General features: G+C 66.7%; 24 protein-coding genes. 17 read left to right on the top strand and 7 right to left on the bottom strand.

Annotation, left to right across the window (positions count from 1 at the left end; translation table 11 throughout):
• Nucleotides 1-93: 93 nt before the first annotated feature.
• Nucleotides 94-1,038, bottom strand: a complete 945-nt coding sequence (locus H926_RS0124165; RefSeq protein WP_231627483.1) for a LysR family transcriptional regulator — start codon at nt 1,036-1,038, stop codon at nt 94-96.
• Between the two features lie 253 nt (nt 1,039-1,291).
• Between H926_RS0124165 and H926_RS0124170 the strand changes: the two genes are divergently transcribed.
• Together H926_RS0124170 and H926_RS0124175 are read left to right on the top strand one after the other, a co-directional pair.
• The gene (locus H926_RS0124170) at nt 1,292-2,656 is read left to right on the top strand and encodes an aminotransferase (protein WP_022678521.1); all 1,365 of its coding nucleotides are present in this window, start codon (nt 1,292-1,294) and stop codon (nt 2,654-2,656) included.
• Between the two features lie 89 nt (nt 2,657-2,745).
• On the top strand, nt 2,746-3,933 hold the full coding sequence (locus H926_RS0124175; protein WP_022678522.1) for an MFS transporter: 1,188 nt from the start codon (nt 2,746-2,748) through the stop codon (nt 3,931-3,933).
• Between the two features lie 124 nt (nt 3,934-4,057).
• On the opposite strand, the gene H926_RS0124180 is transcribed toward H926_RS0124175, so the two are convergent.
• Both H926_RS0124180 and H926_RS30495 read right to left on the bottom strand, forming a co-directional pair.
• Nucleotides 4,058-4,861 (bottom strand): SDR family NAD(P)-dependent oxidoreductase, encoded by an 804-nt coding sequence (locus tag H926_RS0124180; protein ID WP_022678523.1) that lies wholly within the window; start codon nt 4,859-4,861, stop codon nt 4,058-4,060.
• A 34-nt stretch (nt 4,862-4,895) separates the two neighbouring features.
• The gene (locus H926_RS30495; protein WP_022678524.1) at nt 4,896-5,666 is read right to left on the bottom strand and encodes a 2-keto-4-pentenoate hydratase; all 771 of its coding nucleotides are present in this window, start codon (nt 5,664-5,666) and stop codon (nt 4,896-4,898) included.
• A gap of 209 nt (nt 5,667-5,875) precedes the next feature.
• On the opposite strand from H926_RS30495, the gene H926_RS0124190 reads away from it, so the two are divergent.
• The 14 genes from H926_RS0124190 (at nt 5,876) to H926_RS0124255 (ending at nt 19,209) form a co-directional block, all read left to right on the top strand.
• On the top strand, nt 5,876-7,402 hold the full coding sequence (locus H926_RS0124190; protein ID WP_022678525.1) for an aldehyde dehydrogenase: 1,527 nt from the start codon (nt 5,876-5,878) through the stop codon (nt 7,400-7,402).
• A gap of 62 nt (nt 7,403-7,464) precedes the next feature.
• A complete protein-coding gene (locus tag H926_RS0124195; RefSeq protein WP_022678526.1) occupies nt 7,465-8,499 on the top strand; it encodes a glycosyl hydrolase in 1,035 nt (344 codons plus the stop codon).
• Nucleotides 8,486-8,965 (top strand): VOC family protein, encoded by a 480-nt coding sequence (locus tag H926_RS0124200; RefSeq protein ID WP_022678527.1) that lies wholly within the window; start codon nt 8,486-8,488, stop codon nt 8,963-8,965. Before H926_RS0124195 ends, H926_RS0124200 begins: the two co-directional genes overlap by 14 nt.
• A 62-nt stretch (nt 8,966-9,027) precedes the next feature.
• Nucleotides 9,028-9,633: an amino acid synthesis family protein gene (locus H926_RS0124205; RefSeq protein ID WP_022678528.1), complete on the top strand. Its 606-nt coding sequence runs from the start codon at nt 9,028-9,030 to the stop codon at nt 9,631-9,633.
• 2 nt (nt 9,634-9,635) lie between these two features.
• On the top strand, nt 9,636-10,568 hold the full coding sequence (locus tag H926_RS0124210) for an alpha/beta fold hydrolase (RefSeq protein ID WP_022678529.1): 933 nt from the start codon (nt 9,636-9,638) through the stop codon (nt 10,566-10,568).
• Between the two features lies 1 nt (nt 10,569).
• The gene (locus H926_RS0124215; protein WP_051146505.1) at nt 10,570-12,174 is read left to right on the top strand and encodes an acetolactate synthase large subunit; all 1,605 of its coding nucleotides are present in this window, start codon (nt 10,570-10,572) and stop codon (nt 12,172-12,174) included.
• Nucleotides 12,171-12,959 carry an SDR family NAD(P)-dependent oxidoreductase gene (locus H926_RS0124220; RefSeq protein WP_022678531.1) on the top strand — a complete coding sequence of 263 codons (789 nt, stop codon included), beginning with the start codon at nt 12,171-12,173 and terminating at the stop codon, nt 12,957-12,959. The genes H926_RS0124215 and H926_RS0124220 overlap by 4 nt, the downstream gene beginning before the upstream one ends.
• Nucleotides 12,960-12,985: 26 nt before the next feature.
• Entirely contained in the window at nt 12,986-13,555 is a 570-nt protein-coding gene (locus H926_RS0124225) for a cytochrome b (protein ID WP_022678532.1), read from the top strand.
• A gap of 26 nt (nt 13,556-13,581) precedes the next feature.
• Complete coding sequence (locus tag H926_RS0124230) at nt 13,582-15,009, top strand: NAD-dependent succinate-semialdehyde dehydrogenase (protein ID WP_022678533.1); 1,428 nt, start codon at nt 13,582-13,584, stop codon at nt 15,007-15,009.
• A gap of 1 nt (nt 15,010) precedes the next feature.
• The gene (locus tag H926_RS0124235; RefSeq protein WP_022678534.1) at nt 15,011-15,448 is read left to right on the top strand and encodes a carboxymuconolactone decarboxylase family protein; all 438 of its coding nucleotides are present in this window, start codon (nt 15,011-15,013) and stop codon (nt 15,446-15,448) included.
• Nucleotides 15,449-15,595: 147 nt separating this feature from the next.
• A complete protein-coding gene (locus H926_RS0124240) occupies nt 15,596-17,662 on the top strand; it encodes a TonB-dependent receptor (protein WP_022678535.1) in 2,067 nt (688 codons plus the stop codon).
• A gap of 125 nt (nt 17,663-17,787) precedes the next feature.
• Nucleotides 17,788-18,252: a DUF6644 family protein gene (locus tag H926_RS0124245; protein ID WP_022678536.1), complete on the top strand. Its 465-nt coding sequence runs from the start codon at nt 17,788-17,790 to the stop codon at nt 18,250-18,252.
• On the top strand, nt 18,189-18,809 hold the full coding sequence (locus H926_RS0124250; protein WP_237741196.1) for a DUF6644 family protein: 621 nt from the start codon (nt 18,189-18,191) through the stop codon (nt 18,807-18,809). The genes H926_RS0124245 and H926_RS0124250 overlap by 64 nt, the downstream gene beginning before the upstream one ends.
• A 25-nt stretch (nt 18,810-18,834) precedes the next feature.
• On the top strand, nt 18,835-19,209 hold the full coding sequence (locus tag H926_RS0124255; RefSeq protein WP_022678538.1) for a DUF6152 family protein: 375 nt from the start codon (nt 18,835-18,837) through the stop codon (nt 19,207-19,209).
• 55 nt (nt 19,210-19,264) lie between these two features.
• Here the strand turns inward: H926_RS0124255 and H926_RS0124260 are convergent, their stop codons facing one another.
• Nucleotides 19,265-20,764, bottom strand: coding sequence for an aldehyde dehydrogenase (locus H926_RS0124260; protein WP_022678539.1), 1,500 nt, complete (start codon nt 20,762-20,764; stop codon nt 19,265-19,267).
• 31 nt (nt 20,765-20,795) lie between these two features.
• Nucleotides 20,796-22,250 (bottom strand): APC family permease, encoded by a 1,455-nt coding sequence (locus tag H926_RS30500; protein ID WP_022678540.1) that lies wholly within the window; start codon nt 22,248-22,250, stop codon nt 20,796-20,798.
• A gap of 206 nt (nt 22,251-22,456) precedes the next feature.
• Here H926_RS30500 and H926_RS31375 point away from each other — a divergent pair, with 206 nt between their 5' ends.
• Nucleotides 22,457-23,023 carry a hypothetical protein gene (locus tag H926_RS31375; protein WP_148291880.1) on the top strand — a complete coding sequence of 189 codons (567 nt, stop codon included), beginning with the start codon at nt 22,457-22,459 and terminating at the stop codon, nt 23,021-23,023.
• Between the two features lie 25 nt (nt 23,024-23,048).
• On the opposite strand, the gene H926_RS0124275 is transcribed toward H926_RS31375, so the two are convergent.
• Both H926_RS0124275 and H926_RS30510 read right to left on the bottom strand, forming a co-directional pair.
• Nucleotides 23,049-23,831 (bottom strand): cyclase family protein, encoded by a 783-nt coding sequence (locus H926_RS0124275; RefSeq protein WP_022678542.1) that lies wholly within the window; start codon nt 23,829-23,831, stop codon nt 23,049-23,051.
• Complete coding sequence (locus H926_RS30510) at nt 23,828-24,595, bottom strand: SDR family NAD(P)-dependent oxidoreductase (RefSeq protein ID WP_022678543.1); 768 nt, start codon at nt 24,593-24,595, stop codon at nt 23,828-23,830. The genes H926_RS0124275 and H926_RS30510 overlap by 4 nt, the downstream gene beginning before the upstream one ends.
• Nucleotides 24,596-24,622 lie beyond the last annotated feature (27 nt).

Consider the following 24,622-nt stretch of genomic DNA (forward strand, 5'->3'; position numbering starts at 1 on the left):
AACGCAGATACGCCAGATCAGGCCGCTTTGTCAGGTGTCGCTCGGCCTGCGATAGGGTGGTGTCTTCCTCGCGGCCGCCGATCGGCGCGGTGATCAGATCGCAGTTGCCAGCCCCAACATCGGCGCGGCGGCGCCCTCTTCCTGATCGGCCATCTCTGCGCGCACGAAATCGACGAAAGCGCGCACCTTGGACAACGCGTAGTTGCCGCGTGGGAATACCACATGCAGTGGAATCCGCTCGTTCACGAGGTCGGGCAGCAAGACCTCGAGGCGGCGGGCGGCGATGTCGTCCTCGACGAGGAAGCGCGGCAGGTAGCTGATGCCTAGGCCCTCGAGCGTGGCCTCGCGTGCCATTCGTACCGAGTTGCTGGTGAGCGGTCCGCGGTTGACGGCAACGGTGGTGTCTTCCGACAGGCGCCACTCGCCAACCTTGGAGATATGCGTTTCGACGATGCAGGTGTGCACCTTGAGGTCGTTGGCGGCCGAGGGGCGCCCGGCGCGGTCGAGGTACGAGCGCGCGGCGACGAGTGCCATGGGATAGCTGCGCAACTGCACCGATTCCAGGCTGGAATCAAAGGTGTCACCCATCCAGAACACCACGTCGAAGCGGCCCTTGAGCAGGTCCACCTTGCTGTCCGACAGGTTCACGAACAGCCGCACGTCAGGATAGGTCTGGAGGAAGCGCGGCAGGATCGTGGTGAGATCGAACAGCGAGGATACCACCGGTGCGTTGACCTTGAGCTCGCCACGCGGCTTGGAGAGCATCCCGGTCATCACCTGGTTGGCTTCGTTGACTTCCTCGACGATGCGGGCGCAGCGCGCATACATCTCGCGTCCCGCCGGTGTCAGTGTCACCGAGCGTGTGGTGCGGTCGAGCAGGCGCACGCCGATGCTCTGCTCAAGCTTGGCAATCTGGCGGCTGACTGCGGCCTTGGAATACCCCAGCATCGTGGCAGCGCTGGAAAAGCCCCCCGTGCTGACCACCGCGGCGAACGACATCATCGCCATCACGTTTCCAAGATCGGGTCTGTCGTCCATGCCTGCTCCCTCTGCCACACGCGCGCCCGTGTCAATGTATCCCGTCACTGTCACGGGCGCGCTGGCTCACCATAGCGATCCCGGCGCGGCCTGTCTGCACCCGGTGGGTGCAATTGTTGTTTAAACGAAAAAGATATCTCAAATTCAGTATTACTGTTGCGTTTATGAAGCCTTTCGGCGAGGACGTGCTACGCCACATGGGCGCTTGATTCGCGGCGCGGACCGCGCAAGACGCAGACAAGGGAGAAATTCGATGGTCAGCCAGCTTTCCCAAGCGGCCCTGCGCGACCAGCGCAGCCAATTCCACCCGTTCACCGCGATCACCGATCTTATGGCCGAAGGGCCCACGGTCATGGAAAGTGGTTCCGGCATCCACGTGCGTGACGTTGACGGACGCGAATACATCGACGGGATGGCCGGCCTGTGGTGCGTCAACCTGGGCTATGGGCGCCGCGAGATCACCGAGGCGATCGCCCGGCAGAGCGAGCGCCTGTCATTCTTCCACACGTTCAACGGCATGAGCAGCGACGTCGTCGCCGAATGTGCCGAGGCCCTGCTGCAACGCGCGCCGGTGCCGATGTCGCGGGTGTTCTTCGGTGCCTCGGGCAGCGATGCCAACGAAACCCAGCTCAAGCTCGTGTGGTATTACAACAACCTGCGCGGCAAGCCCGAGAAGAAGAAGATCATCGCGCGCTGGAACGCCTACCACGGTTCCGGTGTGGCCACGGCCAGTCTCACCGGGCTGCCGGGCATGCACACGCTGTTTGACCTGCCCAAGGGCCCGATCCTGCACGTCAGCGCGCCCTACTACTATCGCAAGGCGCCCGAGGGCATGACCGAGCGCGCGTTCTCGCAGCAGCTTGCCCAGGAACTCGAGGATCTGATCGAGCGTGAAGGCGCCGACACCATTGCCGCGTTCTTTGCCGAGGCAGTGATGGGCGCTGGTGGCTTGATCCCGCCGCCCGAAGGCTATTTCGAGGCGATCTGCCCTATCCTCAAGAAGCACGACATCCTGCTCGTCGCCGACGAGGTTGTATCTGGCTTTGGTCGTCTCGGCACCTACTGGGGCAGCCAGACCTATGGCTACGAGCCCGACCTCATCACCTCGGCCAAGGGTGTGACCTCGGGCTACTTTCCGATGTCGGTGTGCTACATCTCGCCAAAGGTCTGGGACGTGATCGAGAGCGAGGCAGGCAAGGCCGGGCTTTTCGGCCACGGCTATACCTATTCGGCGCACCCGGTCGGCGCGGCCGCCGCGCTTGCCGCGCTCAAGCTGATCGATGAGCTCAAGGTGGTGGACAACGTCGCCGACGTTGGGCCCTACATGCTCCAGGCGTTGCGCGACCGGCTTGGTCAGCACGCCCATGTTGGCGATATTCGCGGCAAGGGACTGATGCTGGGAATCGAACTGGTGCACGATCGCGGCACCAAGGAAGCGCTGCCCATGGCCAACCGCACCGGTCGCCAGGTGCTCAAGGCTGCAGCCAATCGCGGGCTGATCACCCGCGCGCTGGGTGATACCCTGGTCTTTGCCCCGCCATTGGTGATCACCCGCGCCGATGCCGATGCTATCGTCGATCGCTTCGGTGCTGCGGTGGAGGACGTGTTGCCTGGCTGAACCCAAAGACCAACCCGGCGCGGGCGGTGGTGCATGGTTTGATGCATAGCCGCTCGCGGCGCGGTTCCACGTCGTCCAGGGAGGGGCAGATGGAATTCAACACCGCAATCGAGGGCATGGCGCAGGCCGAACGCGGCACGCGCCGGCTGACCCCGGCGGGGCAGATCAGCGCGGTGCTGGTCGGGCTGATCGGCGCCTTCGTGATTTTCGTGACGCCCGGCTTTCTGGCGGTAATCGCGCAAAAAACCGGGTTCGACAACGACCAGCTCGGCTATCTCGCTGCGTTCGACATCAACGCGATGGGCGTGACCATCGGCCTCAGCACGTTCCTTTTGGCGCGGGTGCCCTGGCGCCTTGCCGTGAGCATCGGCCTGGCGCTGGTGATCGCCGGCAATATCCTGACCGCGCTGGCCACGGGCTTTGCCGCGATGGCCGCAGCGCGTGTGGTGGCGGGAGCGGGCGAGGGGATTGCGGTGGGCTTTGCCTTTGCCGCGCTTGGCCGCGCCGCCAACCCGGACCGCGCATTCTCGATCTATCTCGTGGTTGGCGCGCTGTGCAGCTCGGCGCTGCTCTACAGCCTGCCCGCCCTGCAGGCGGCGGTCTCACCCGCGACGCTGTTCCTCGCCAATGCGCTGGTCGTGGTGCCAGTGGCGTTGGGCGTACGCTGGTTCCCCGAAGGCAGCATCGACGAAACCGACATCTTTGCCGGGGCCGGCCGGCTCGACATGCGGCTGGCGAGCGGGGCCCTGCTTGGAGTCTTTCTGTTCTTCTTCGCGCTGGGGGCGATGTGGAGCTATTCCGAGCGGATCGGCATGGCCCACGCCATTGCGCCTGGAGTGATCGCCACTGGTCTTTCGATCGGCACGATGGCAGGCGTTGCCGGCGCTGCACTTGCCGGCATGCTGCCGCGCCGGTGGGGCCGGGTGTGGCCGTTGCTGCTGAGTGGCGCGGCGGGTGTCATCAGCTTCCTGATGTTTGACGGGCGGGTCGAAGCGACCGGCTTCGTGGTGGCAGTCGTACTGTTGCAGTTCTGCTGGAACTTTGCGCAGCCATTGCTGTCGGGCATCTGTGCCGAGGCGTGCCTGCGCGGGCGGGTGGTATGCGCAATGGGCTCTATCCAGACATTCGGCACTGGCCTTGGCCCTGCAGCGGCCGCCGCCACGCTGGCCAGCGGCTCGTTCGCACCGATGATCTATGCCAACAGCGCGATTCTGGCGGCGAGCATTGCCGTTACCGTGCTGACCATTCGCGCTGAGCGGCGGCGGCGCCCTGCTTGATGAGCCATGGGCCTGCTGGGCAATCGGCGGCTCGGCCGCGCGGCTTTATTTCGGCGGCGTAATCGAGTGAAGCTGGGTGGGGGTGCGGCGACAGGCCGCACCCCGCATCCTTATCGCTGCTGCATCAGAGGAACACCGCGCGCGATAGGCCGCCGTCCACCGCGATCGATTCGCCGGTGATGCCGCTGCCCAACTGCGAGCACAGGAACACGATCGGGTCGGCCACTTCGGCTACTTCGAGCATACGCTTTAACGCAGCGGGGCCGGCGGCCTCGCGCTCGACGATGGCCTCGAACGTGGTGCCTTCCTCGGCCGCCATCTCGGCAAACCATTCCTCGATATGTTCGGTGCGGGTAACGCCCGGATGGATGATGTTGACGGTGATGCCGTCGCGTCCCACCTCGTCAGAGAGCGTCTTGGTGAAGTGGACCAGCGCCGTGTTGCGCATGCCCGACAGCGCCTCGGTGCAGCGCGCCGTCAGACCGCCGACGTTGACGATGCGGCCCCACCCGGCCTTGCGCATATGTGGCACGCAGGCTTTTGCCGCCCGGAAATAGCCGAACAGCTTGGTGTTGAGATCAAGCATCAGCGCGTCCTCGTCGGCCAGCTCGATCGCGTTGCGCACCAAGCCGCCTGGTGCTGCGGCGCAGTTGACGAGGATATGCACACCGCCAAAGCGCGCCACGGCGGCCGCGACGAGTGCCTGGACCGACTCCCACGAGGTTGTGTCGGTGGGCACGGCAATGATCTCGCCGCCGGTCGATTCGCGCAGTTCGGCTGCGGCCGCTTCGAGCTTGGCGGCAGTACGCGCCGCGATAACCACTTTGGCGCCGGCCAGCGCCAGCTTACGCGCGGTTTCCTTGCCGATACCCACGCCGCCGCCGGTGATGACGGCGACCTTGCCTGCAAGGCCCAGTTCCAGGTTCATGTTCGATCTCCTCGTGAAATGCATGATGATGGGATCAGGCGGACAAGACCACCCTGGCGATCCCGGCTTGGTCGAATGCGGCGACGATCGTGTCGCCACGATGGATTTCCGTGACCCCGGTACAGCTACCGGCCGCCACGAGTTGCTCGGCGCGCAGCCCGCCCTCGCCATGGGCACAGAGCCAGTTGGCGAGCCAAACCAGCGCATCGAGCGGATCGCCCATGACGCGATCGGTCGATCCCGCCACCGGTGCATCCGCGTCGATCGTGAGCGTAACCGGCATGGCGGCAAAGCGCGCTTCCCAGCCCGTTGCGAGCCGATCGCCCAGTACCAGGCCATAGCCCATGACGTTGTCTGCTATCAGCAGGCCGAGCGGCAGGTCACTGTGTTCGAAGCGGGTGCGCACGATCTCGATGCCGGCCCACACGCCCTTGAGCGCGGCGGCAACCTCGGCGCGCGTGTAGGCCTTTGCGCGCGGGGGCAAATCCTCGCCCAGTTCGAATACCAGCTCGGCCTCGGCGAACATCTCGTCGCCGCAAAAATCGATGGTGCCGTGGTTGCAGAAGATGTCGCTGGCGCGCAGCCGGCCCACCGCCGGCTCGTGTGCGCCATGGGCCATGCGGGCACCCTCGCTGGTCAGCCCCAGCTTCCACACCATCACCGGCAGCGTCAGCGCCACATGGACGGCGCGCTGCGCGGCATAGGCCTGGGCCACCGGCACGTCATCGGCAGGCACTGCGGCAGGGCTGGTGGAGCGGCGCGCGGCAAGCAGGGCCTGCGCCAGCGAAAGGTCGCCTATCGGCATGGAGTTCTCCCGGGGCGGTCGGACTCGTTTTGCCGCCGCCGCTTCATTGTCGCGAATATGCAACAACAAACTTTGAAAATCTAGTATTGTTTACGCAATGAAGTTGGGTTAGCTCACGTCCAAGCCGGATTCGCCTGGTTGGTCACCACGCCGCTGCGGGTCTGCTGCATCACACTATCGCCGCGAGAGGCGAGACCGAGGGGAGTATCATGTCCAGCCAGCCCACCGCCCCCATCGCCGAGACCGCACGCCAGACGGCAGACCGCCTGGCCGCCGCCCTCGCGCCCGCTCCGCGCGGCCTCATCATCGATGGGCGCGCAGTGCCTGCGCTTTCCGGCAAGACCTTTGCCACCGAGAATCCGGCGACGGGCCTGGCGATCTGCCAGGTTGCCGAGGGCGGGGCGGCCGACGTCGATGTCGCTGTCGCGGCTGCGCGCCGCGCGCTGGTCAATCCTGCGTGGGCGGCGATGAGCGCCTACGATCGCGGGCAGTTGCTCTATCGCCTGGCCGACCTGATCGAGCGCGAGGCCGACGAACTGGCGGTGCTGGAATGCATCGACAACGGCAAGCCCGCCTCGCTGACGCGCTGGGTCGAGATCGAGGGTTCGATCAAGACGTTCCGCTATTTTGCGGGTTGGACCACCAAGTTCGGCGGAGAGACGCTGCCGGTTTCGCCGCGCAGCGGGGCGCGCATCCTCAATTACACCACGCGCGAGCCGGTCGGCGTGTGCGGTCTGATCGTGCCGTGGAACTATCCGATGTCGATGGCGGCATGGAAGGTGGCGCCCGCGCTTGCGGCGGGCTGCACAGTCATCCTCAAGCCCGCCGAGCAGACGCCACTGACCGCGTTGCGCCTGGCCGAGCTGGCGCTCGAAGCGGGCATTCCGGCGGGCGTGTTCAACGTCATCACCGGCTTTGGCGAAGCCGGTGCGGCGCTGGTCGCGCATCCCGGCGTGGACAAGGTGGCCTTCACCGGATCGACTGAGGTGGGCAAGGCGATCGTGCGCGGCGCCACCGGCAACCTCAAGAAGGTCAGCCTTGAACTGGGCGGCAAGTCGCCGCAGATCGTGTTGCCCGATGCCGATCTTGGCGCCGCCGCAGCCTCAATCGCGGCAGGCATCTTCTTCAACCAGGGCCAGACCTGTACTGCCGGCTCGCGCCTCTATGCCCACGCCGCGATCCACGACGAACTGCTCGATCGCGTCGCTGCCGAGGCCGCCAAGCTGACGATCGGCAACGGCCTTGATGCGGGCGTGAACTTCGGGCCGCTGGTCTCGCAGGAGCAGTGGGACCGCGTGGCCTCCTATGTCGAGATCGGCCAGGCAGAGGGCGCCGAGGTGATGATCGGCGGCGGCCGGCCTGCCGCCCATGGCGAGGGCTTCTTCTTCGAGCCGACAATCCTGCGCGGCGCCGGGCGCGACATGCGCGTGGTGCGCGAGGAAATCTTCGGCCCGGTGCTGAGCGCGCTGTCATGGAGCGATGCCGACGACCTGGTGGCACAGGCCAACGATTCCGACTTCGGTCTTTCGGCGGGCATCTGGACCAACGACATCCGCCAGGGCCACCGCCTTGCCGCGGCCGTCAAGGCCGGCACTGTCTGGGTCAACTGCTTCAACATGGTCGATAACGCCACCCCGTTCGGCGGCTTCAAGCAGTCGGGCTGGGGCCGCGAGCACGGGCGCCAGGCCATGGAGCTCTACAGCGAGACCAAGAGCGTGTGGGTCAACCTCAGCTGAGCAGAGGTTCAGCTCCACCCGCGCGCTGCGTCAATTTCACGTCTTCAATCAGGGAACCGACCATGGGCAAGACTCTCATCGTGAGCACCGACGGCCAGGCCGTCATGCGCAGCCACGACAACGGCAAGTCGTGGTATCGCATCAACATTGGCCAGGATCTGGAATACGACGATCGCGTACGCTGCCTCTTGGTCGACCCGCGCAATCCCGACGGTATTTTTGCCGGAGCGGAAAAGGGGCTGTTCTACAGCGCCGACTGCGGCGTGCACTGGAGCCGCATCGACTGCGCGCTGAACGGTCTTGCCGTGTGGAAGCTGGTGGTCAGCGAGAGCAATCCACTGGTGATGTATGCCGGCACCGGCGCTCCGTCGCTGGCGATCTTCTTCCGTTCGCGCGATGGCGGGCAGACCTGGGAGCGCACCAGCCTGGAAATGCCCGAGTTCTGCGCCGGGGTTAACCGCCCACGCATGCTGGCGCTGGCGGTCGATCCGAGCGATGCCGACGACGTCTGGGCGGGTATCGAGGAGGGTGGCCTCTATCGCAGTCGCGACGGCGGCGACAGCTGGACGCGCATCGATAGCACATGGTCCGAATTCGGTGGCAACTCAGACCTGCACGACATCATGATCCTGCCGCAGGACGACGGCAGCACCGTCCACCTCGCGCTGACCGTCATCGCCCTCTACCGCTCGACCGACGGTGGCCAGACCTGGACGCGTCAGCCGGCCAAGGAGACCTGGGGCCTGCGCTATTCGCGTGTGCTGTTACGCCGTCCAGGCAGCAACCGCCAACTGGCCGTGGGAATCGGCGATGGCACGCCGGGCACGACGGCGGCGATCCTGCTCTCTGACGATGCCGGCGAAACCTGGACCAGGGCCGCGCTCGATCATCCGTCGAACTCGTGCATGTGGGCGTTTGGCTCCCATCCCAGCGATCCCGATTTCCAACTCGCCGCGAGCAAGTTCGGCTATCTGTACCGCAGCGTTGACGGCGGCCGCACCTGGGCCAAGGAATGGCGCGAGTTCAACGAGATTACCGGCCTCGCCTGGCTGCCGTCCGTTCCCTCCGACCTGGGGTTGCCGCATGTCACCCATTAACGTCGCGCGGATCGCGCATATCGTTTTGTTCGTAAAGGATCCCGAGGCCTCTGCCCGCTGGTATGCCGAGATCCTCAACATGAAGATCACGGCGCGCGCCGGCGATGGGCCGTACAAGGGTGGGGTGTTCCTCAGCTTTGGCCTGAGCGATCACGACATCGCGCTGTTCCCGGCGGCGGCCGATACCGCCATCGGCAAGGAGGCCAAGGGCCGCGAGTTCGAGCACATCGGCCTGGCCATGGCCGGGTGCAACATGGAAGACCTGCGCGCCAACTACGCCTTCTTCCGCGAGCGCGGCGTCGAGATTGCCGAAATCCTCGATCATGGCGTTTCGGTGGGCATCTATTTCTATGATCCCGATGGCCACATGCTCGAGGTGTTTTGCCAGAACGTCCCGCTCGAGGGCGGCGCGTCGCAGGCCGAGCTCAACCGTAACGAAGGCCAGGCGAACCCGATCACACTGTGACCGCACCGGCCGAGACCTGAACCGGGCGATGCCCGCAGACACAAAAATCCAGGGGAGTTGTCATGACCAGATACGCCGCCAACTTTGGCGCCTTCCACATTCGCAAGTGGTTCACCCAGGTCGAGGAAATCCTTGCAGGTGAGACTGGTGCCGCCGCCGACGGCGCGCCGCTGATCAAGTACATGATCGGCGCGTGCATCAAGAACCCCTATGCCGGCAACTATGTCGAGGATCTCTCGGCGTGGATCGAGGCCTCCCCGGTGCTCGGCGTGGAATTCGGGCGGCGTATCAATGCGCTGACGGGCGGGGCGCCGATCGAAAGCTATGGCAAGGCGATCCTCGTGGGTATCGATGGCGAATACGAGCACGGCAACGCGCTGCTCACCAATCCGGCAGCCAACCCGATCCGCGATGCGCTGGGCGGTGGGGCCTCGTGGGTGCCCTCTACCGGCAAGCGTGGGGTGCCCGGAACCATTCTTGACGTACCGTTCGGCCACAAGGACGCGCTCTATGTGCGTTCGCACTACGACACGATGAGCGTCTCGTTCGATGATGCGCCCAACCGTGACGAAGTGATCGTGTGCTGGGTCTTCGCCACGCGCGGCCGCCTCAACGCGCGGCTCGGCGGGCTGCGTGCCGAAGACGCCGAAGGCAACGGGCTGACCTGACCATGACGGCGGATCTCATCCTGGACGATGCGCCGCCCGCGCCGGTGGCGCTGCTGCCTGGCGAGCGCATCCGGCGCGTCGCGCGCGGTGGCGTGTCGCTGTGCGTGCGCGAATGGGGCGATGCCCAGGCCCCCGCGATCGTGCTGCTGCACGGTCTGCGCGGCTATTCGGGGACCTGGCGCCCGCTCGCCGCGGCGCTGGCTGACCGCTATCGCCTGATCGCTTTCGACGCGCGCGGGCGTGGTGAAAGCGACTGGGACGAGGGCCGCAACTATTACACCGATGCCTACCTCGCCGATCTCGAGGCGGTCGTGGCCGAAGCCGGTCTCGATCGTTTCGTGCTGGTCGGGCATTCGATGGGCGGCACCACCGCCTATGCCTATGCCGTGCGGCACCCGGCACGCCTTCACGCGCTGATTGTCGAAGACATTACCGCCGGCTCGTCTGTCGGTGGTGCTGGGTTCGAGCGCATCGTCGCGGAAATGAAGGCACTGCCCGTGCGCTTTGCCGACTGGGCCGAGGCGCGCGCCTATTGGCGCCGGTTGCGGCCCAACGTGGGCGAGGCGGCGATCGAGGAACGGTTGTGGGAAAGCATGACTGCCGACCCGGCAGGTGGGGTGCGTTGGCGTTATGATGCCGAAGGCATCGCCGCCACGCGCATCGCGCCCGATCCCGCCCGCGTGATCGACCTTTGGCCGGTGATCGCCGCGATCCGCGTGCCCACGCTGGTGATCCGCGGCGGACGTTCAGACTTTTGCAGCCTTGAGGCGGTGCGCCGGCTCGAAGCGCAAAACTCGCATCTGGCCCATGCCAGCGTGGACGGTGCCTCGCACTACGTCCACGACGATGCCCCCGAGGCGTTCCGTCGTCTGGTCGAGGGTTTCCTCGCCGGCGTTACGGTGCGCGCGCACGAGGACCACGATGATGGCCAATGACATGCCTGCCGCACCTGCACCATCCGACGATGCGGTGATCCGCACGGGGGCGGATACACTGTTCGACGCGCTCCACGCTGGCGGTGCGCGTATCTGCTTTGCCAATCCCGGCACCACCGAGATGACCATGGTCACCGCGCTGGCCCGCCATGGTGGCATCCGCCCGGTACTCAGCCTGTTCGAGGGCGTGTGCACCGGCGCGGCAGACGGCTATGCGCGCGTATCGGGGCAGGTGCCGCTGACGCTGCTGCATCTTGGACCCGGATTTGCCAACGGCATCGCCAACCTGCACAACGCCCGGCGTGCCGGTTCGCGCATCGTCAACATCATCGGCGATCATGCCACCTGGCACCTGCCTTATGACGCGCCGCTGACGTCGGACATCACATCGCTGGCATCGCCGGTCTCGCGCCAGGTGATCCGCATGGCCGAGCCTGGTGCCATCGCGCACGATGTCGCCACTGCCTTTGCCGCGACGCGGGTGGCCGAGGGCGGTGCGGCGACGCTGATCGTGCCGACCGACGTGATCGACGCGCGCGAGGAACACCAGGATGCGCTGCCTGGCAGTGCCACGGTTGCCCCATGGCAGGGCGCGCGGGTAGATGACGCGGCGGTTGCCGCCGCCGCTGCCGCACTGGAAAGCGATCAGGGCGCCATCGTGCTGCTGGGCGGCAATGCCCTGACCGAGGCGGGCGTGCGTGCGGGTGCCGCACTCGCCGCGCGGCTTGGCGGCCGCCTGCTGATGGAACCCTATCCGGGCATCGTGACCCTGGGCGGTGATCTGCCTGCGGTCGAGCGGCAGGCCTATTTCCCCGACGACGTGATCGCGCAAATGGGCACGGCCCGCGTCGTGCTGGCCGGCGCGCGCATGCCGATCAGCTATTTCGGCTATGAAGGCTGGCCCAGCCAGCTGGTTGCAGAGGCCAGTCTGGTGCGCCTGGCCGGGCCGGAGCACGATGCGATCGACGCGCTGGTGCGCCTGGGTTCGGCGCTGGGCGTAACGGGTCCGGCTGGCGCCCAGCCGTTCACGCCGGCCACTGCCAGTGCCAATGATCCCACTGCTGCGCTGACGCCGGCGGGCGTGGTCGAGGAACTGCTGGTGCAACTGCCCGAACATGCGATCATCTCGCTCGAGGGCTCGACCTTGGGTGGGCCCTGGCTGCGCAACGCGCATCGCGCGCGCCGGCATCGTGTGATGACCAACACGGGCGGCGCGATCGGCCAGGGGCTGCCCTGTGCGTTGGGGGCGGCGCTCGCTGCGCCAGAAGCGCGCGTGGTTTCGCTCCAGTCGGACGGTAGCGCACAATATACGCTCCAGGCCCTGTGGACGATGGCGCGCGAGAAGCTGCCGGTGACGGTGATCCTCGCGGCCAACCACCGCTACGCCATTCTCCAGACCGAACTGGTGCGCGCCAACGCGCCGCTGGGCGATGCCATGATCGAGGCGCTGACGCTGCTGGACAAGCCAAAGGTGGATTGGGTTTCGCTGGCGCGTGGCTATGGCGTGGAGGCGGTGCGCGTCACCACCTGCGGCGAACTGGCCGAGGCACTGGCGCAGGGGCTCGCGCTCGACGGGCCGATGCTGATCCAGGCTGAGTTGCCATGAGCGCTGCGGCAGTGGGTTCCGGGCCGCCCGTGGCGATTGTCACCGGCGGCAGCGGCGGAATGGCACCGGGGATCGTGCGCGGCCTGCAGGGCGCCGGGTTTGCCGTGGTCATTACGGCGCGCGATGCGGGGCGGCTTGCGGCTGCGGCCGATGCGATCGGTGGCGATTGCCTCGCACTTGCGTCGGATGCGCGCGATCCAGCCTCCATCGAAGGCCTCGTCGCCGCCGTCCTTGCGCGGCATGGTCGGATCGATGTGCTGGTCAATGCCGCCGCCAGTTCCACCCCGATCGGTGGGGCGATCGAGACCGTCGATGTGGCCGCACTGATTGCCGATCTTGACGTCAAGGTGGGCGGCTATCTCCGCTATGCTCAGGCGGTCGTGCCAGCCATGAAGCGGCAGGGGCGGGGCCATATCGTCAATATCGGCGGGCTGACCGGCCGGTCGAGCGACACCTTGAGCGGCCTGCGCAACGCGGCGGTCTCGCACCTGACCAAGGTCTTGTCCGACGAGCTTGGCCCGGGTGGTATCACCGTCAATGCGGTGCACCCCGGCATTGTCCGCACGCCGCACCTGGCCGAGCTGTTTGCCGAAATGGCCCACACCGAAAACACCACGCCCGCCGCGATCGAGGCGCGCTTCGTTGCCGAGATACCCACGCGCACGATCCTGACGCCCGATGATGTCGGCGCGCTGGTGGCGATGCTGGCGGTTGCCGCGCGGCCGACCATTACCGGCCAGTCGCTGACCATCGATGGCGGCTATTCGCGCGGCATCTTCCTGTGAGCGCGCGTGCGGGCAAGGAGAGGGCGATGCACGATGAAACCGGCGGGGCGCGTATCCGCTATCCGCTGTCGATGCGCCTGCTGCACTGGCTGCGCGCCGTATTGATCATCGGCATGATCTGGTCGGGCTGGTTCATGACCGGCCTGCCTGACGAGGCGACGGCCAAGTTCGCGGTGTTCTATCCCAATCACAAGCAGTTCGGCGTCCTGGTCTGGCTGCTCGCGCTGGTCCACCTGGGCCTGCGCTACCAGCACCGCCGCCACCTGCCGCACCCGCCGGTGGGGCTCAGGCCCTGGGAGCGGGTGCTTTCGCATCTGGTCCACCGTGCGATCATGGTGCTGACGTTGCTGACCCCGCTGCTGGGCTATGCGATGTCGGCCAGCTTTACCCAGAGTGATGGCGTGCCCTTCTTCGGGCTGGGTCAGGTACCTGAACTGTTGCCCAAGAACGACAAGGCCTTCGCGCTGTTCGACACGCTGCACGGGTGGAGTGCCTATACGCTCGCCGTGCTCGTGGTGCTTCACGTGGCTGGCGCGCTCAAGCACCGGCTGCACGATCGCGGCGGCGATACCGACGTGCTCGCACGGATGGTGTGATCGCCCCTTCAACGAAAGATCCTGCCATGACCAACCCTGTCCACCACCTGCTGCATCCCGACGCCTTCGATGCGGCGGGCCTGGCCGTGACCAATCCGGCCGATGGCAGCATCGTCGCCACGGTGCGCCGCTATGACGTGGCTGCACTCACCGCGATCGTCGAGGCCGCTGACGCCGCGCGCCATGCCTGGGCGGCGCGCACCGCCAAGGAACGCAGCGACGTGCTGCGCGCCTGGTTCAACGCGATGGTGGAAAACGCCGAGGCGCTGGCGCTGTTGATGACGCTTGAAAGCGGCAAGCCGCTCGAGGAGTCGCGTGGCGAGGTGCGCTATGGTGCGGGTTACATCGAATGGTTCTCCGAAGAGGCGCGTCGCGCCTATGGCGAGGTGATCCCCAGTTTTGCGCCAGGCAAACGCGTGCTGACGCTGCGCCAGCCGGTGGGGACGTGCGCGGCGATCACCCCGTGGAACTTCCCGCTGGCGATGATCACCCGCAAGGTCGCGCCGGCACTGGCAGCAGGCTGCTCGATCGTGGTCAAGCCGGCTGAGGCTACACCGCTGTCCGCGCTCGCGCTGGAGGCGCTGGCCCACCGCGCCGGGGTGCCGCGCGACCTGTTTCGCGTGGCCCCGGCCGTGCGTTCGTCAGAGGCGGGGGACCTGTTCTGCAGCCATCCGCTGGTGCGCAAGATCAGCTTCACCGGCTCGACCGAGGTGGGCAAGGTCATCATGGCCAAGGCTGCTGCCCAGGTGAAGCGGCTCAGCCTTGAGTTGGGCGGCAATGCGCCCTTCGTGGTGTTCGACGATGCCGACATTGGGCGCGCGGTTGACGGTGCCATGGCCTCGCGCTTCCGCAACGCCGGGCAGACCTGCGTCTGTGCCAACCGCTTCCTGGTGCAGGATGGCGTGCACGATGCCTTTGTCGCTGCGCTCACCGCGCGGGTCGATGCCTTGCGCGTGGCAGATGGGCAGGCGGTACCGGGCGCGATGGGTTCCCTGATCGATGACAAGGCGGTCACCCGCGTAGCCGGGCTGGTCGAGGCCGCAGTGGGCGAGGGCGCGCGCGAAGTCAGCCACGGGCACGATGGCCCCGCGCGCGGTGCCTTTCATCGTCCGGTGGTGCTGGCGGGGGTGACCCCGGCCATGGCCATCGCGCACGAGGAAATATTCGGCCCGGTAGCGCCGGTCATCCGCTTCACCGACGAGGCTGACGCGCTGCGCATCGCCAACGATACGCCGTTCGGCCTTGCCGCCTATGTCTATACCGCCGATGTTGCACGCCAGTGGCGCATGATGGAGGGCCTCGAATACGGCATGGTCGGGGTGAACGACGGATTGATCTCGAGCGAGGTGGCACCGTTCGGCGGGGTGAAGGAATCAGGCTTCGGCCGCGAAGGATCGAGCCACGGCCTCGCTGATTACATGTCCATCAAGTACTGCCTCGTCGGTGGTTTGTAATATGGGGAAGGACTCCCCGGACCCTCTGGCCGACGGCACCGACGATCCGGCCTTCTTGCGCGGTCTGGCGCTGCGCAAGGAAGTGCTCGGTGCGGCCTATGTCGAGCAGGCTATGGCCGATGCGGACGATTTCTCGCGCCCGATGCAGGCATTGTCGACGCGCTGGTGCTGGGGGGAGACCTGGTCGCGCCCAGGGCTTACCCGCCGCGAGCGCAGCCTGCTCAACCTCGGCATGATCAGCGCACTCAATCGCCCGCACGAGCTGCGGCTCCACGTCAAGGCGGCACTGCGCAACGGCCTGACGCGCGAGGAGATTCGCGAGGCCCTGCTCCAGGTGGCTGTCTATTGCGGCGTGCCCGCTGGCATCGATGCCACCCGTATCGCGCGCGAAGCCATCGCCGAATATGACGCCGAGGTCACCACCGCTGCCGCGCAATAGGGTCGGCTTTCGACCCCGTGTAACGGCACCTTGGGTAACCGTTGCGCGCAGCCGTTGCGGGGCGCTGCGCCAACCGTCGCGTAACTTGTGCGGGCCGGGCCGCTGCGCTTCCTCCTTTGTCGAAGAACAGACGAGGGAGGAAGCGCCATGCGCCGCACATCGATCATGCTTGCCGCCATCAGCGCACTGGCGCTTGCCACTGGCACGGTCCGCGCCGCCGAACCTGCCGCCGCTTCGCCCGATGCACCGCCGCAAATCGTGGTTACCGCCTCGACGCAGGACGTGCTTGGCACCGCCACCACATCGAGTGAGGGCGCGATCACCCGCCAGGAAATCCAACGCCGGCCGGCCTACCGCGTCGGGCAGTACCTGGAGGCGATCCCCGGCTTGTCGGTGACCTCGCACAGCGGCGAGGGCAAGGCCAACCAGTACCTCCTGCGCGGGTTCAACCTCGACCATGGCACTGACTTTGCCACCTTCGTCGATGGCATGCCGGTCAATCAGCGCACCCACGCGCACGGCCAGGGTTATACCGATCTCAACTTCCTCATGCCCGAACTGTTTGGCGGGATCGCCTTTACCAAGGGCCCCTATTTCGCCGCCGCCGGGGACTTTGCCGCCGTGGGATCAGCGCGGCTGAGCCTGGTCGACAGCTTGCCGCCCACACTTTCGCTCTCCGCCGGCACGGTCGGCGATCGCCGCGTGTTTGCGGGCGGATCGGTGGCCCTGCGCGGGGGCACCACACTGCTTGGGGCGGGGGAATACTTCCACCTCGATGGCCCATGGGACAACCCTGATAACCTGCGCCGCTTCAACGGGGTGGTGCGCCTCTCGCATGGCACTGCCGAGGATGGGTGGTCAGCCACGGCAATGGCCTATTCGGGGCGCTGGAATGCCACCACCGACCAGCCCCTGCGCGCGGTGGAGCAGGGCTTGATTGGGCGCTTTGGTTCGCTCGATCCCAGCGATGGGGGGATATCGCAGCGCATGTCGCTGTCGCTGCGCTACGCCCGGCCCTTGTCCAGCGCCGACCAGCTCACCACCGAGATCTATGGCGTGCGCCAGCATCTGACGCTGTGGAGCAACTTCACCCATTACCTCGATGACCCGGTCAACGGCGACCAGCACGCGCAGAACGATCGTCGCTGGATCGCGGGCGGCAGCCTGGCACTGACGCACCGCTTTGCCACCGTCGGGATCGACCAGACCCTGACCCTCGGGATTGATGGACGCTTTGATGCGATCCGCGTCGATCTGGCGCACACCCGCCGCCGCGCGGTGCTGAGCACCGATCGCGACGACCAAGTCGAGGAGGCAAGCCTTGGCGTTTATGTCGAACACAAGGCGCAATGGCTTTCTTGGCTGCGCACCGTGCTTGGCCTGCGCGTCGATCGCTTCCACGTGGCCGACCACGACCTGGTGCGTGCTGAGCGCGGGCATGAGCATGCCGCGCTGTGGCAGCCCAAGGGCAGCGTAATCCTCGGCCCTTGGGCGCGGACCGAGTTCTACGTCTCGGCGGGGCGCGGCTTCCATTCCAACGATGGCCGCGCCGGCCTCGTCACCGCGGACGATGGCAGTACCACCCTGGTGCGCCCACCGCTGCTGGTCGGCGCCACCAGCATGGAGGCGGGGCTGCGCAGCAATCTCATGCGCCAGCTGACGCTTGCGGCCACCGTGTTCCAGATCGATTTCGCCTCCGAACTGACCTATTCGGCCGATGCCGGGCAGACCGAGGCGGGGCGGCCCAGCCGGCGTCGCGGCCTGGAACTGAGCGCCCAGTACCGCCCGCTGCCCTGGCTCGAACTCAATTCCAACCTCGCATTCAGCCATGCGCGCTATCGCGATGGTGCCCCGGCCACCCGCTTTATCGAGGATGCGCCCGGATTCATCGGTGCCGCTGGCGTGCTGGTCGACAATCTGGGGCCTTGGTCGGGCGCGCTCACGTGGCGGCGGCTCGGCCCGCATCCGCTGACCGAGGACAACAGCCAACGCTCGCCCGGCTATGGCGAGATCAACCTTTCGGCGGGCTATCAACTGACGCCGCGCGTCAACCTGCGTGCCGATATCTATAACCTGCTCGGCAGCCGCGACGATGCGGCAGACTACTACTACGTCAGCCGGCTGCCCGGCGAGCCTGCCGCCGGCGTGGCCGGGATCAACGCCCATCCGCTGGAACCGCGTTCGCTGCGCGTGACGCTTTCGGCCACGCTGTGACGGCGTTGCGCGCGCTCTGTTCCGGTATTGCAACGGTTTCGAACGTCCCGGCGCCCAGCCTGACGGCTAGGGCGGGGGGAATAAACCGACCTGAACGTCCACGCATCGAGGGGAGACCTTGCGCCATGTCCATCCAAACCTTCGGCGATTGGCTCTATGCCACGCCGATCTCGACCACGTTCCGCGAGACGACGTGGATCATCCCCACGGTGCAAAGCGTGCATATCCTGGCGATCGCGGTGGTCGTGGGCTCGGCCCTGGTCTCGGAACTGCGCCTCGCCGGCGTGCTCGCTACTGACGAGAGCCCCGCGCGCGTGGTTCGGCGCTATCTGCCGTGGATATGGTCGGCGCTGGTCGTGCTGCTGGCCAGTGGCACGCTGCTGATCGTGGCCGAGCCGGCGCGTACCCTGGGCAATACGGTGTTCTGGGCCAAGATGGCGCTGGTGCTGCTGGCCTTCCTTGCCACGCTGCTGCTGCGCCGCCCGCTGCTGCGCGACGATGCGCGGCCTGCGGCCAAGACGGTGGCATGGCTGCTGCTGGTGGTGTGGAGCGCGGTCATCTTCTGTGGCCGCTTCATCGCCTACACCTGAACGGCGCCCCGTCACCGTCACGACCAAACAGCACAACCGGGGGAGCCCAACCCATGACCCTGCAAACCACGCTGAAAAGCATCTATGACCTGCCGCTTTCTAACGCCATTCGCGAGAACGCCAACGCCTTCCCGGTGCTCGAATCGCTGCATGTGCTGGCGATCACGCTCGTCTTCGGCACGATCCTGATCGTTGACCTGCGGCTCGTCGGCTATGCCGCGCACCGGCGCAGCGCCAATCGCCTGATCACTGAACTGCTACCTTTCACATGGGGCGCTTTCGTCGTCGCGATCATCACCGGCAGCCTGCTCTTTGCGTCCAACGCGGTGGCCTATGCCGCCAATACCGAGTTCCAGCTCAAGCTGCTGGCCATCGTGGCGGCCGGCATCAACATGGCGATCTTCCACGCCACCACCCAGCGCACGATCGCGCAGTGGGACGAGACCGCCGCGCCGCCCTTTGCCGCGCGTGCCGCCGGCGTTTTGTCGCTGGTGCTGTGGACGCTGGTGATCTTCCTTGGCCGCTGGATTGGCTTCACCCTTGATGTGCTGTTCTGAAACCCACTCCCAGGAGCGTCTGCCCGTGACCCCAACTCTTCGTACGATCATCCTTGCCGCCTCGGCCGCTGTGACAGCGCTGGCTCCGGCCGGATCGGCCCTGGCCCACCATTCGTTCGCGATGTTCGACCAGACCAAGCAGGTTGAACTGCGCGGTGTCATGGTGAGCAAGTTCACCTGGACCAACCCCCATGCTTTCGTCGTCGCGCAGTCGGGCGGGACGACCTATGCACTCGAGTGCAGCAGCCCCAACCTGATGACGCATGCTGGCTGGAGCTTTTCGACGCTCAAGGCGGGTGACCAGGTTGATATCGTGTTCTACCCGCTGCGCAACGGCAAGCCGGGGGGCATGCTCAAGACCGTCAAGCTGCCGGGCGGCAAAGTGTTGAGCGGTTGGTAAGCGAAGCCTGCAACCCAGCCTGCCCTCCGGGTGGCGGGGTTGCGGGCGGGCGATTTTAGAATCCCGCCCTGGCTCGATCCAGCCGAAGGCATACCGCGCGCGGTTCGGTGAAGGCCTGCAGCGCCTCGCTGCCGAACTCGCGCCCTACGCCTGACAGCTTGCTGCCGCCGAACGGCATCGCCAGGTCGAGAACGTTGTGCGTGTTGATCCACACCGTTCCCGCGTCGATCCGCTCAGCCAGGAGGTGGGCCGTATCGATGTCCTGCGTCCACACGCTGGCGGCCAGACCATAGGGCGTGTCGTTGGCAATGCGGACGATGTCGGCGCGATCGGTGATTTTCACCGCGCACACCACTGGCCCGAAGATTTCCTCGCGCATCACGCTCATCCCGGCCTCCACCCCGGCGAGCACGGTCGGCCGATAGAACCAGCCCGGACCGCTGGGTATGGCAGCGCCTTCCAGCGGATGCGCGCCTTCGGCAAGCCCCGCTTCGACCAGCGCGGCCACGCGATCGCGCTGGCGGGCGGAAATCAGCGGTCCCATCTGCGTCTCGGCAGAAAATGGCGAGCCCAGGCGTAGGTCGCGTGCGATGCGGCAGACCCCGTCGATCACCGCGTCATGGACTGGCGCCTCGACCAGCAGGCGCGAGCCAGCGGTGCAGATCTGCCCCGAATTGGCGAAGATTGCGGCTGCCGCGCCCGGGATCGCGCGGTCGAGATCGGCATCGGCCAGCACGATCGTGGGAGACTTGCCCCCCAGTTCGAGCGTGACGCGCTTCATCGTGCGGGCCGCCTGGGTCAGGATCGCCTGCCCGGTGGCGTTTGAGCCGGTGAACGCGATCTTGCGCACTAGGGGATGCGCCACCAGCGGGACGCCGACGGCGGCGCCGGTGCCGGTGACGATGTTCACCGCCCCGGCCGGAAAGCCCGCCTCGAGAATCAGCTCACCCAGCCGCATTGCGGTGAGCGAGGTTTCCTCTGACGGCTTGAGCACCACCGTGCAGCCGAACGCGATGGCCGGCGCGATCTTCTGGATCGCCTGGCCGATCGGGAAGTTCCACGGTGTGATGCCCGCTACTACGCCGACGGGGCGGCGCTGGGTGAACGCGCGGTAGAGCGCCGCCTCCTCGACCAAGGGCGAATGCGTGACGGTCTCCCCCGCGATCTTCGAAGCCCAACCGGCGAAATAGCGCAGCCCATCGATGGTGAACTGTAGGTCGATTGCCTGCGTCACCGTGAGCAGCTTGCCGCTGTCGAGCGATTCGAGCGCGGCGAGATCGTCCCGCTCGCGCTCGACCAGCAGGGCCAGCCGCTCGAGCAGGCGGCCGCGGTCGAGCGGGCGCATCGACTGCCAGGCTGCGCTTTCGAAGCAGCGATGCGCGGCGCCGACCGCACGATCCACGTCGGCGATGTCGCAGCCCGGCAGCTGCATGATCACCCGCCCGGTGGCCGGATCGATCGCATCGAATGGGGCGGCAGTGCCGAGCGGCTCGACCAGTGCCCCGTCGATCAGCAGTCTACCGGTCGGGAGAGTGGGGGAGAAGGGTGCGGTCATGGGTGGCTCCGAACGGAGAAGAGGGGCACGGTCATTCGCCAACCGGGCCTTCGACGTGGGTGGACCCGACGCCGGCATAAATCGCCGGGCGGCAGCGCCGGAGGTAGGTACCATGGGCGAGGCCTGCGGCGGCGATGGCGATGAACAGCAGCGGCAGGCGGTTGATCACCGGCAACGTGGTGCCGGTCAGCGTGGCGTAGTTGGCCAGCGACAGCCACGTCGCCACGGCGATGATCACCCCGCTCAGTAGCGGGGCCAGGGTCTTGCCCGCCGAATATTCGCCGCGCCGCGCGAAGAACAGCGGGATCGCCAGCGAGGTGGCAGTGAGCAGGATCTCGAGACCCACTGCACCCATCGACGACAGGCTGGTGGCGAGCGAGAGCAGCGGGTCGAGCCCGGCCAAGGCGAACAGCGCGATCACCAGCGCGAGTATCCCGGCGAGCGCGAGGCAGGCCATGTAGGGTGAGCCGTGGCGCGGGTGAACGCGGCCGAGCACGGCGGGGATCAGCCCATCGCGCGCGAGAGCGAAAAAATAGCGCGCGATGTTGTTGAAGAAGCCCAGTGCGGCGGCGAACAGGCTGGTGATCGTCAAGAGGCTGAGCGCGTCACGCCCGAATTGGCCGAGCGTGCGAAACGCGATGCCCGAGACGAGGTGGCCGGGATCGGCAGCTGCCACTGCCTTGATCTGTGCCGGGCCTACCGCCAGCACCAGGCACCACGATGACAGCACGTAGAAGGTGCCCAGTACCAGCACTGCGCCATAGGTAGCGCGCGGGATGGTCACGGCGCGGTTGCGCGCTTCTTCCTGATAGATTGCGGTCGCTTCAAAGCCGATGCAGCCGTTGATGGCATAGATGACGGCGATGCCAAGGCCGGGCGCAAAGATCGTCGCGGGGGCAAAGCTGCCGAAATCGAGCCCGGCCCAGCCGCGTTGCCACAGGATCAGCGCGTCGATCACGGCGATGAGCCCTACCTCGAGCAGCAGTGCCGCGGTCAGCACCTTGGCCGCCATCGTGATCCTGTGATACCCCAGCCAGGCAATCGCTGCGATGCTCGCGGCCGCCCATAGCACCCACGAGGTGGCGATGCCGGTCAGCGTGGCGAACACGTCAGCGGCGAAATAGCTCATCGCTCCCAGCACCGAGGCGGCGGCACAGGTATAGGCAACCACTGCCGTATAGGCCGCAGCGATGCCGGCCTCCTTGTTGAGGCTGGCGGCAATATAGGCATAGAACGCGCCGGCATTGCGCACGTGCGGGATGATCCGCACATACCCCACCGCGAACAGCAGCATGACCGCACACATCGCGAGTTGCGCGCCGGGCATCCCGGCGCCGTTGCCAAAGGCGAAGGCGAGGGGGATAATTCCGGCCAGCACACCCATCGGTGCGGCGCAGGCGAGGATCATGAAAATGATGTCGCCGGTCCCCAACATGCCGGAGAACAGGCCGGGCTCGGCGGCGGCGTCTTGGTCGGATCTGTGCATGAATGCTCGATTGTGGGGGGCTGGGTGCATCGCCAGCACCCGATGATGCAACACTGGCAGGTTTGCCACCACACGGTATTGCACTTGCGCCGGGATACCTTGTATTTTCGGCCAGGCCCCCGGTGCACAGGGCCTGCCTGCTTGCCAGCAAGGCAGCATTGGGCAAGCCTGTGCCGATCACGACCATGATCAGGGAAGCCCCGCCGATGACGACCATGACGCCGACGTTCACGCGCCGGAAATCAGCCCGGGCCGCCGCGCTTGCAGCACTCGCGCTCGTGCTGGCCGCCGTGCCCGCGCAGGCAGCAGATACCACCGTTGCGGCATCACCCCCTGCCGCGGAAAAGGCGCCTGATCCGGCTGTCGCCGCCGCCGTGATGCAGACCGTGCACCACTATGTTGACAGCCTTAACCGAGGCGACAACGCCGGCGTCATCGCCAGCTGCGCACGCGAAGCCGCTATTGTCGACGAGTTTGCACCGTACGAATGGCACGGCGCCGATACTTGCGCCCACTGGCTGGCTGCGCTCACCGCGCATAACGCCGCTATCGGGCTGACCAAGGGCGTCAACACGCTGCGCAAGCCCCGCCGTGTCGACGTGACGGGGGATCGCGCCTACGTCGTCGTCCCGGCCGACTTCCGGTATACCCTCGGCGGCCAGCAAGGTGCCGAGGTCGACGCCACGTTCACCGTGGCGCTGCACAAGGAAGCCGCTGGCTGGCGCATCACCGGCTGGGCCTGGTCTCGCCCCGAGTTCGACTTCGACTATTGAAGGCAGCGGGTGGGTTTGCTCCCGCTCACGCCTCCGGCATTAGCGCGATGACGCGCAGCGGGCTGCCCGAGCCGCCCTTGATCTTGAGCGGGGCGGCCACGATCACGCTGCCGAAGGTCGGCAACTGGTCGAGGTTGGTCAGGCACTGTAGCCCGAAACGGCCATTGCCGTGCAGGATCGAATGGGCGGGCAGCGGTTCGGCAAAGTGGCTGGCCTGCCCGGCATCGGTGCCGACCGTCTCCACGCCCAGGCCCACGCAGTCGCGCGCGTGGACGAGGAAGCGCATCGCATCGGCATCGGGGCCAGGCGAATGCGCGCCATCATCCTGCAGGTTGAGATAGGCAAGGGTGCCCACACGCTTGGACCAGTCGCTGCGCAGCAGGATCCAATGGCGCGGCGGGATAGCGCCGTGTCGGGACTCCCAATGCTCGAGGAAGGCGCGTGTCACCACGAAGTCGGCGTCGGCGGCGGCCGCGGCGCTGATATCGATCACCACGGCGGGATAGACGAAATCGCGCGCCGCGACTGCGTCGACCGTGCCATGCGGTACGTCGCGCCCGGTGATCCAGTGCGCCGGCGCATCGAAATGCGTGCCAGTGTGCTCGTTCATGGTGATCCGGTTCCAGTACCAAGCCGGCCCGTCCGCATCGTAGCGGGAGACCGTCTCCATCCGGAACGGCTCGCATTGCCCGAACTCGGACGGCAAAACGATCACCGGGAAATCGGACGACAGGGTATTGGCCAGATCGACCACGCGGATCGCCCCGCTGGCAAGCTGTGCGACAAGATCGGTAAGCAGCGACGTCATGGTTGGGTCTCCCTGGCAAAGAGGGCCGGATCGTCGAGCCAGCGGCGCATCGCCTCGCGCGCCACCTCGCCCACGCAGGTTTGTTCGCGTCCCTGCGCCAGCGCGTCGAGCACGGCGGCGGCAAGGCGCGCGGGCGCTACCTTGGGCGGGGGCAGTGCTTGGTGGTCGGCATCGTCGGTCGGCCCGGTGAACACTTCCAGGACGCGCACGCCGGTGCTGCGCATCTCGTGGCGAAAACTTTGCAGCAGCGAGAGGCGCGCAGCCTCGGCGGCGGCAAATCCAGCATGGCCGGCATCGCCCGCCAGCGCCTTGACCGACAGCACATCGAGAAACGCGCCGCTGGGCCGGCCGGCAAGAATTGGCGCCGTCGCTTGCGCCAGGCGCGCGAGCCCCATTGCCGAAACCTCGAGCGCGCGGTGGTGGGCCAGGAGATTGCCGTCGTGGCTCACCCCCCCGGCGCGCACATGGCGCGCGGTGTTGATGACGATGTCGAGCGGACCGCCGATCCGGCTTATCGTCTCGGCAACCGAGACAGGATCGGTCACATCGAGTGGAAGCGGCTGGACCCCGGGCAGGCCCAGGACGGGATCGTGCGCATCACGCACCGGCGCGGGGCCGGGCAGGCCGGCAACCACCAGGCGTGCGCCAGCGGCGGCAAGTGCGCCGACCAGCGCGCGGCCAACCGGCTGGCGGGCATCGCTGACGAGGACAGTTGCCCCTGCCACTGGCACCACGAAGGTGCGTCCCTGGGGATCGGCGGACATGCTGGTGGCTCCTTGTTCCGGCTGTGG

It is taken from the genome of Novosphingobium sp. B-7 (assembly GCF_000410615.1).
Taxonomy (GTDB): domain Bacteria; phylum Pseudomonadota; class Alphaproteobacteria; order Sphingomonadales; family Sphingomonadaceae; genus Novosphingobium; species Novosphingobium capsulatum.

Coding starts and splice junctions, on each gene's coding strand:
- H926_RS30495 (WP_022678524.1), bottom strand. CDS start 5,666: ATGCCGATAGGCGACCTTTCGCTGGCGCAGGCCCTGCTTGCCGCGCGC.
- H926_RS0124165 (WP_231627483.1), bottom strand. CDS start 1,038: ATGGACGACAGACCCGATCTTGGAAACGTGATGGCGATGATGTCGTTC.
- H926_RS0124220 (WP_022678531.1), top strand. CDS start 12,171: ATGAGCGCTGCGGCAGTGGGTTCCGGGCCGCCCGTGGCGATTGTCACC.
- H926_RS0124225 (WP_022678532.1), top strand. CDS start 12,986: ATGCACGATGAAACCGGCGGGGCGCGTATCCGCTATCCGCTGTCGATG.
- H926_RS31375 (WP_148291880.1), top strand. CDS start 22,457: ATGACGACCATGACGCCGACGTTCACGCGCCGGAAATCAGCCCGGGCC.
- H926_RS0124210 (WP_022678529.1), top strand. CDS start 9,636: ATGACGGCGGATCTCATCCTGGACGATGCGCCGCCCGCGCCGGTGGCG.
- H926_RS0124215 (WP_051146505.1), top strand. CDS start 10,570: ATGCCTGCCGCACCTGCACCATCCGACGATGCGGTGATCCGCACGGGG.
- H926_RS0124275 (WP_022678542.1), bottom strand. CDS start 23,831: ATGACGTCGCTGCTTACCGATCTTGTCGCACAGCTTGCCAGCGGGGCG.
- H926_RS0124240 (WP_022678535.1), top strand. CDS start 15,596: ATGCGCCGCACATCGATCATGCTTGCCGCCATCAGCGCACTGGCGCTT.
- H926_RS0124180 (WP_022678523.1), bottom strand. CDS start 4,861: ATGAACCTGGAACTGGGCCTTGCAGGCAAGGTCGCCGTCATCACCGGC.
- H926_RS0124245 (WP_022678536.1), top strand. CDS start 17,788: ATGTCCATCCAAACCTTCGGCGATTGGCTCTATGCCACGCCGATCTCG.
- H926_RS0124230 (WP_022678533.1), top strand. CDS start 13,582: ATGACCAACCCTGTCCACCACCTGCTGCATCCCGACGCCTTCGATGCG.
- H926_RS0124195 (WP_022678526.1), top strand. CDS start 7,465: ATGGGCAAGACTCTCATCGTGAGCACCGACGGCCAGGCCGTCATGCGC.
- H926_RS0124260 (WP_022678539.1), bottom strand. CDS start 20,764: ATGACCGCACCCTTCTCCCCCACTCTCCCGACCGGTAGACTGCTGATC.
- H926_RS0124200 (WP_022678527.1), top strand. CDS start 8,486: ATGTCACCCATTAACGTCGCGCGGATCGCGCATATCGTTTTGTTCGTA.
- H926_RS0124235 (WP_022678534.1), top strand. CDS start 15,011: ATGGGGAAGGACTCCCCGGACCCTCTGGCCGACGGCACCGACGATCCG.
- H926_RS0124175 (WP_022678522.1), top strand. CDS start 2,746: ATGGAATTCAACACCGCAATCGAGGGCATGGCGCAGGCCGAACGCGGC.
- H926_RS0124170 (WP_022678521.1), top strand. CDS start 1,292: ATGGTCAGCCAGCTTTCCCAAGCGGCCCTGCGCGACCAGCGCAGCCAA.
- H926_RS0124190 (WP_022678525.1), top strand. CDS start 5,876: ATGTCCAGCCAGCCCACCGCCCCCATCGCCGAGACCGCACGCCAGACG.
- H926_RS30510 (WP_022678543.1), bottom strand. CDS start 24,595: ATGTCCGCCGATCCCCAGGGACGCACCTTCGTGGTGCCAGTGGCAGGG.
- H926_RS30500 (WP_022678540.1), bottom strand. CDS start 22,250: ATGCACAGATCCGACCAAGACGCCGCCGCCGAGCCCGGCCTGTTCTCC.
- H926_RS0124205 (WP_022678528.1), top strand. CDS start 9,028: ATGACCAGATACGCCGCCAACTTTGGCGCCTTCCACATTCGCAAGTGG.
- H926_RS0124250 (WP_237741196.1), top strand. CDS start 18,189: ATGGCTGCTGCTGGTGGTGTGGAGCGCGGTCATCTTCTGTGGCCGCTT.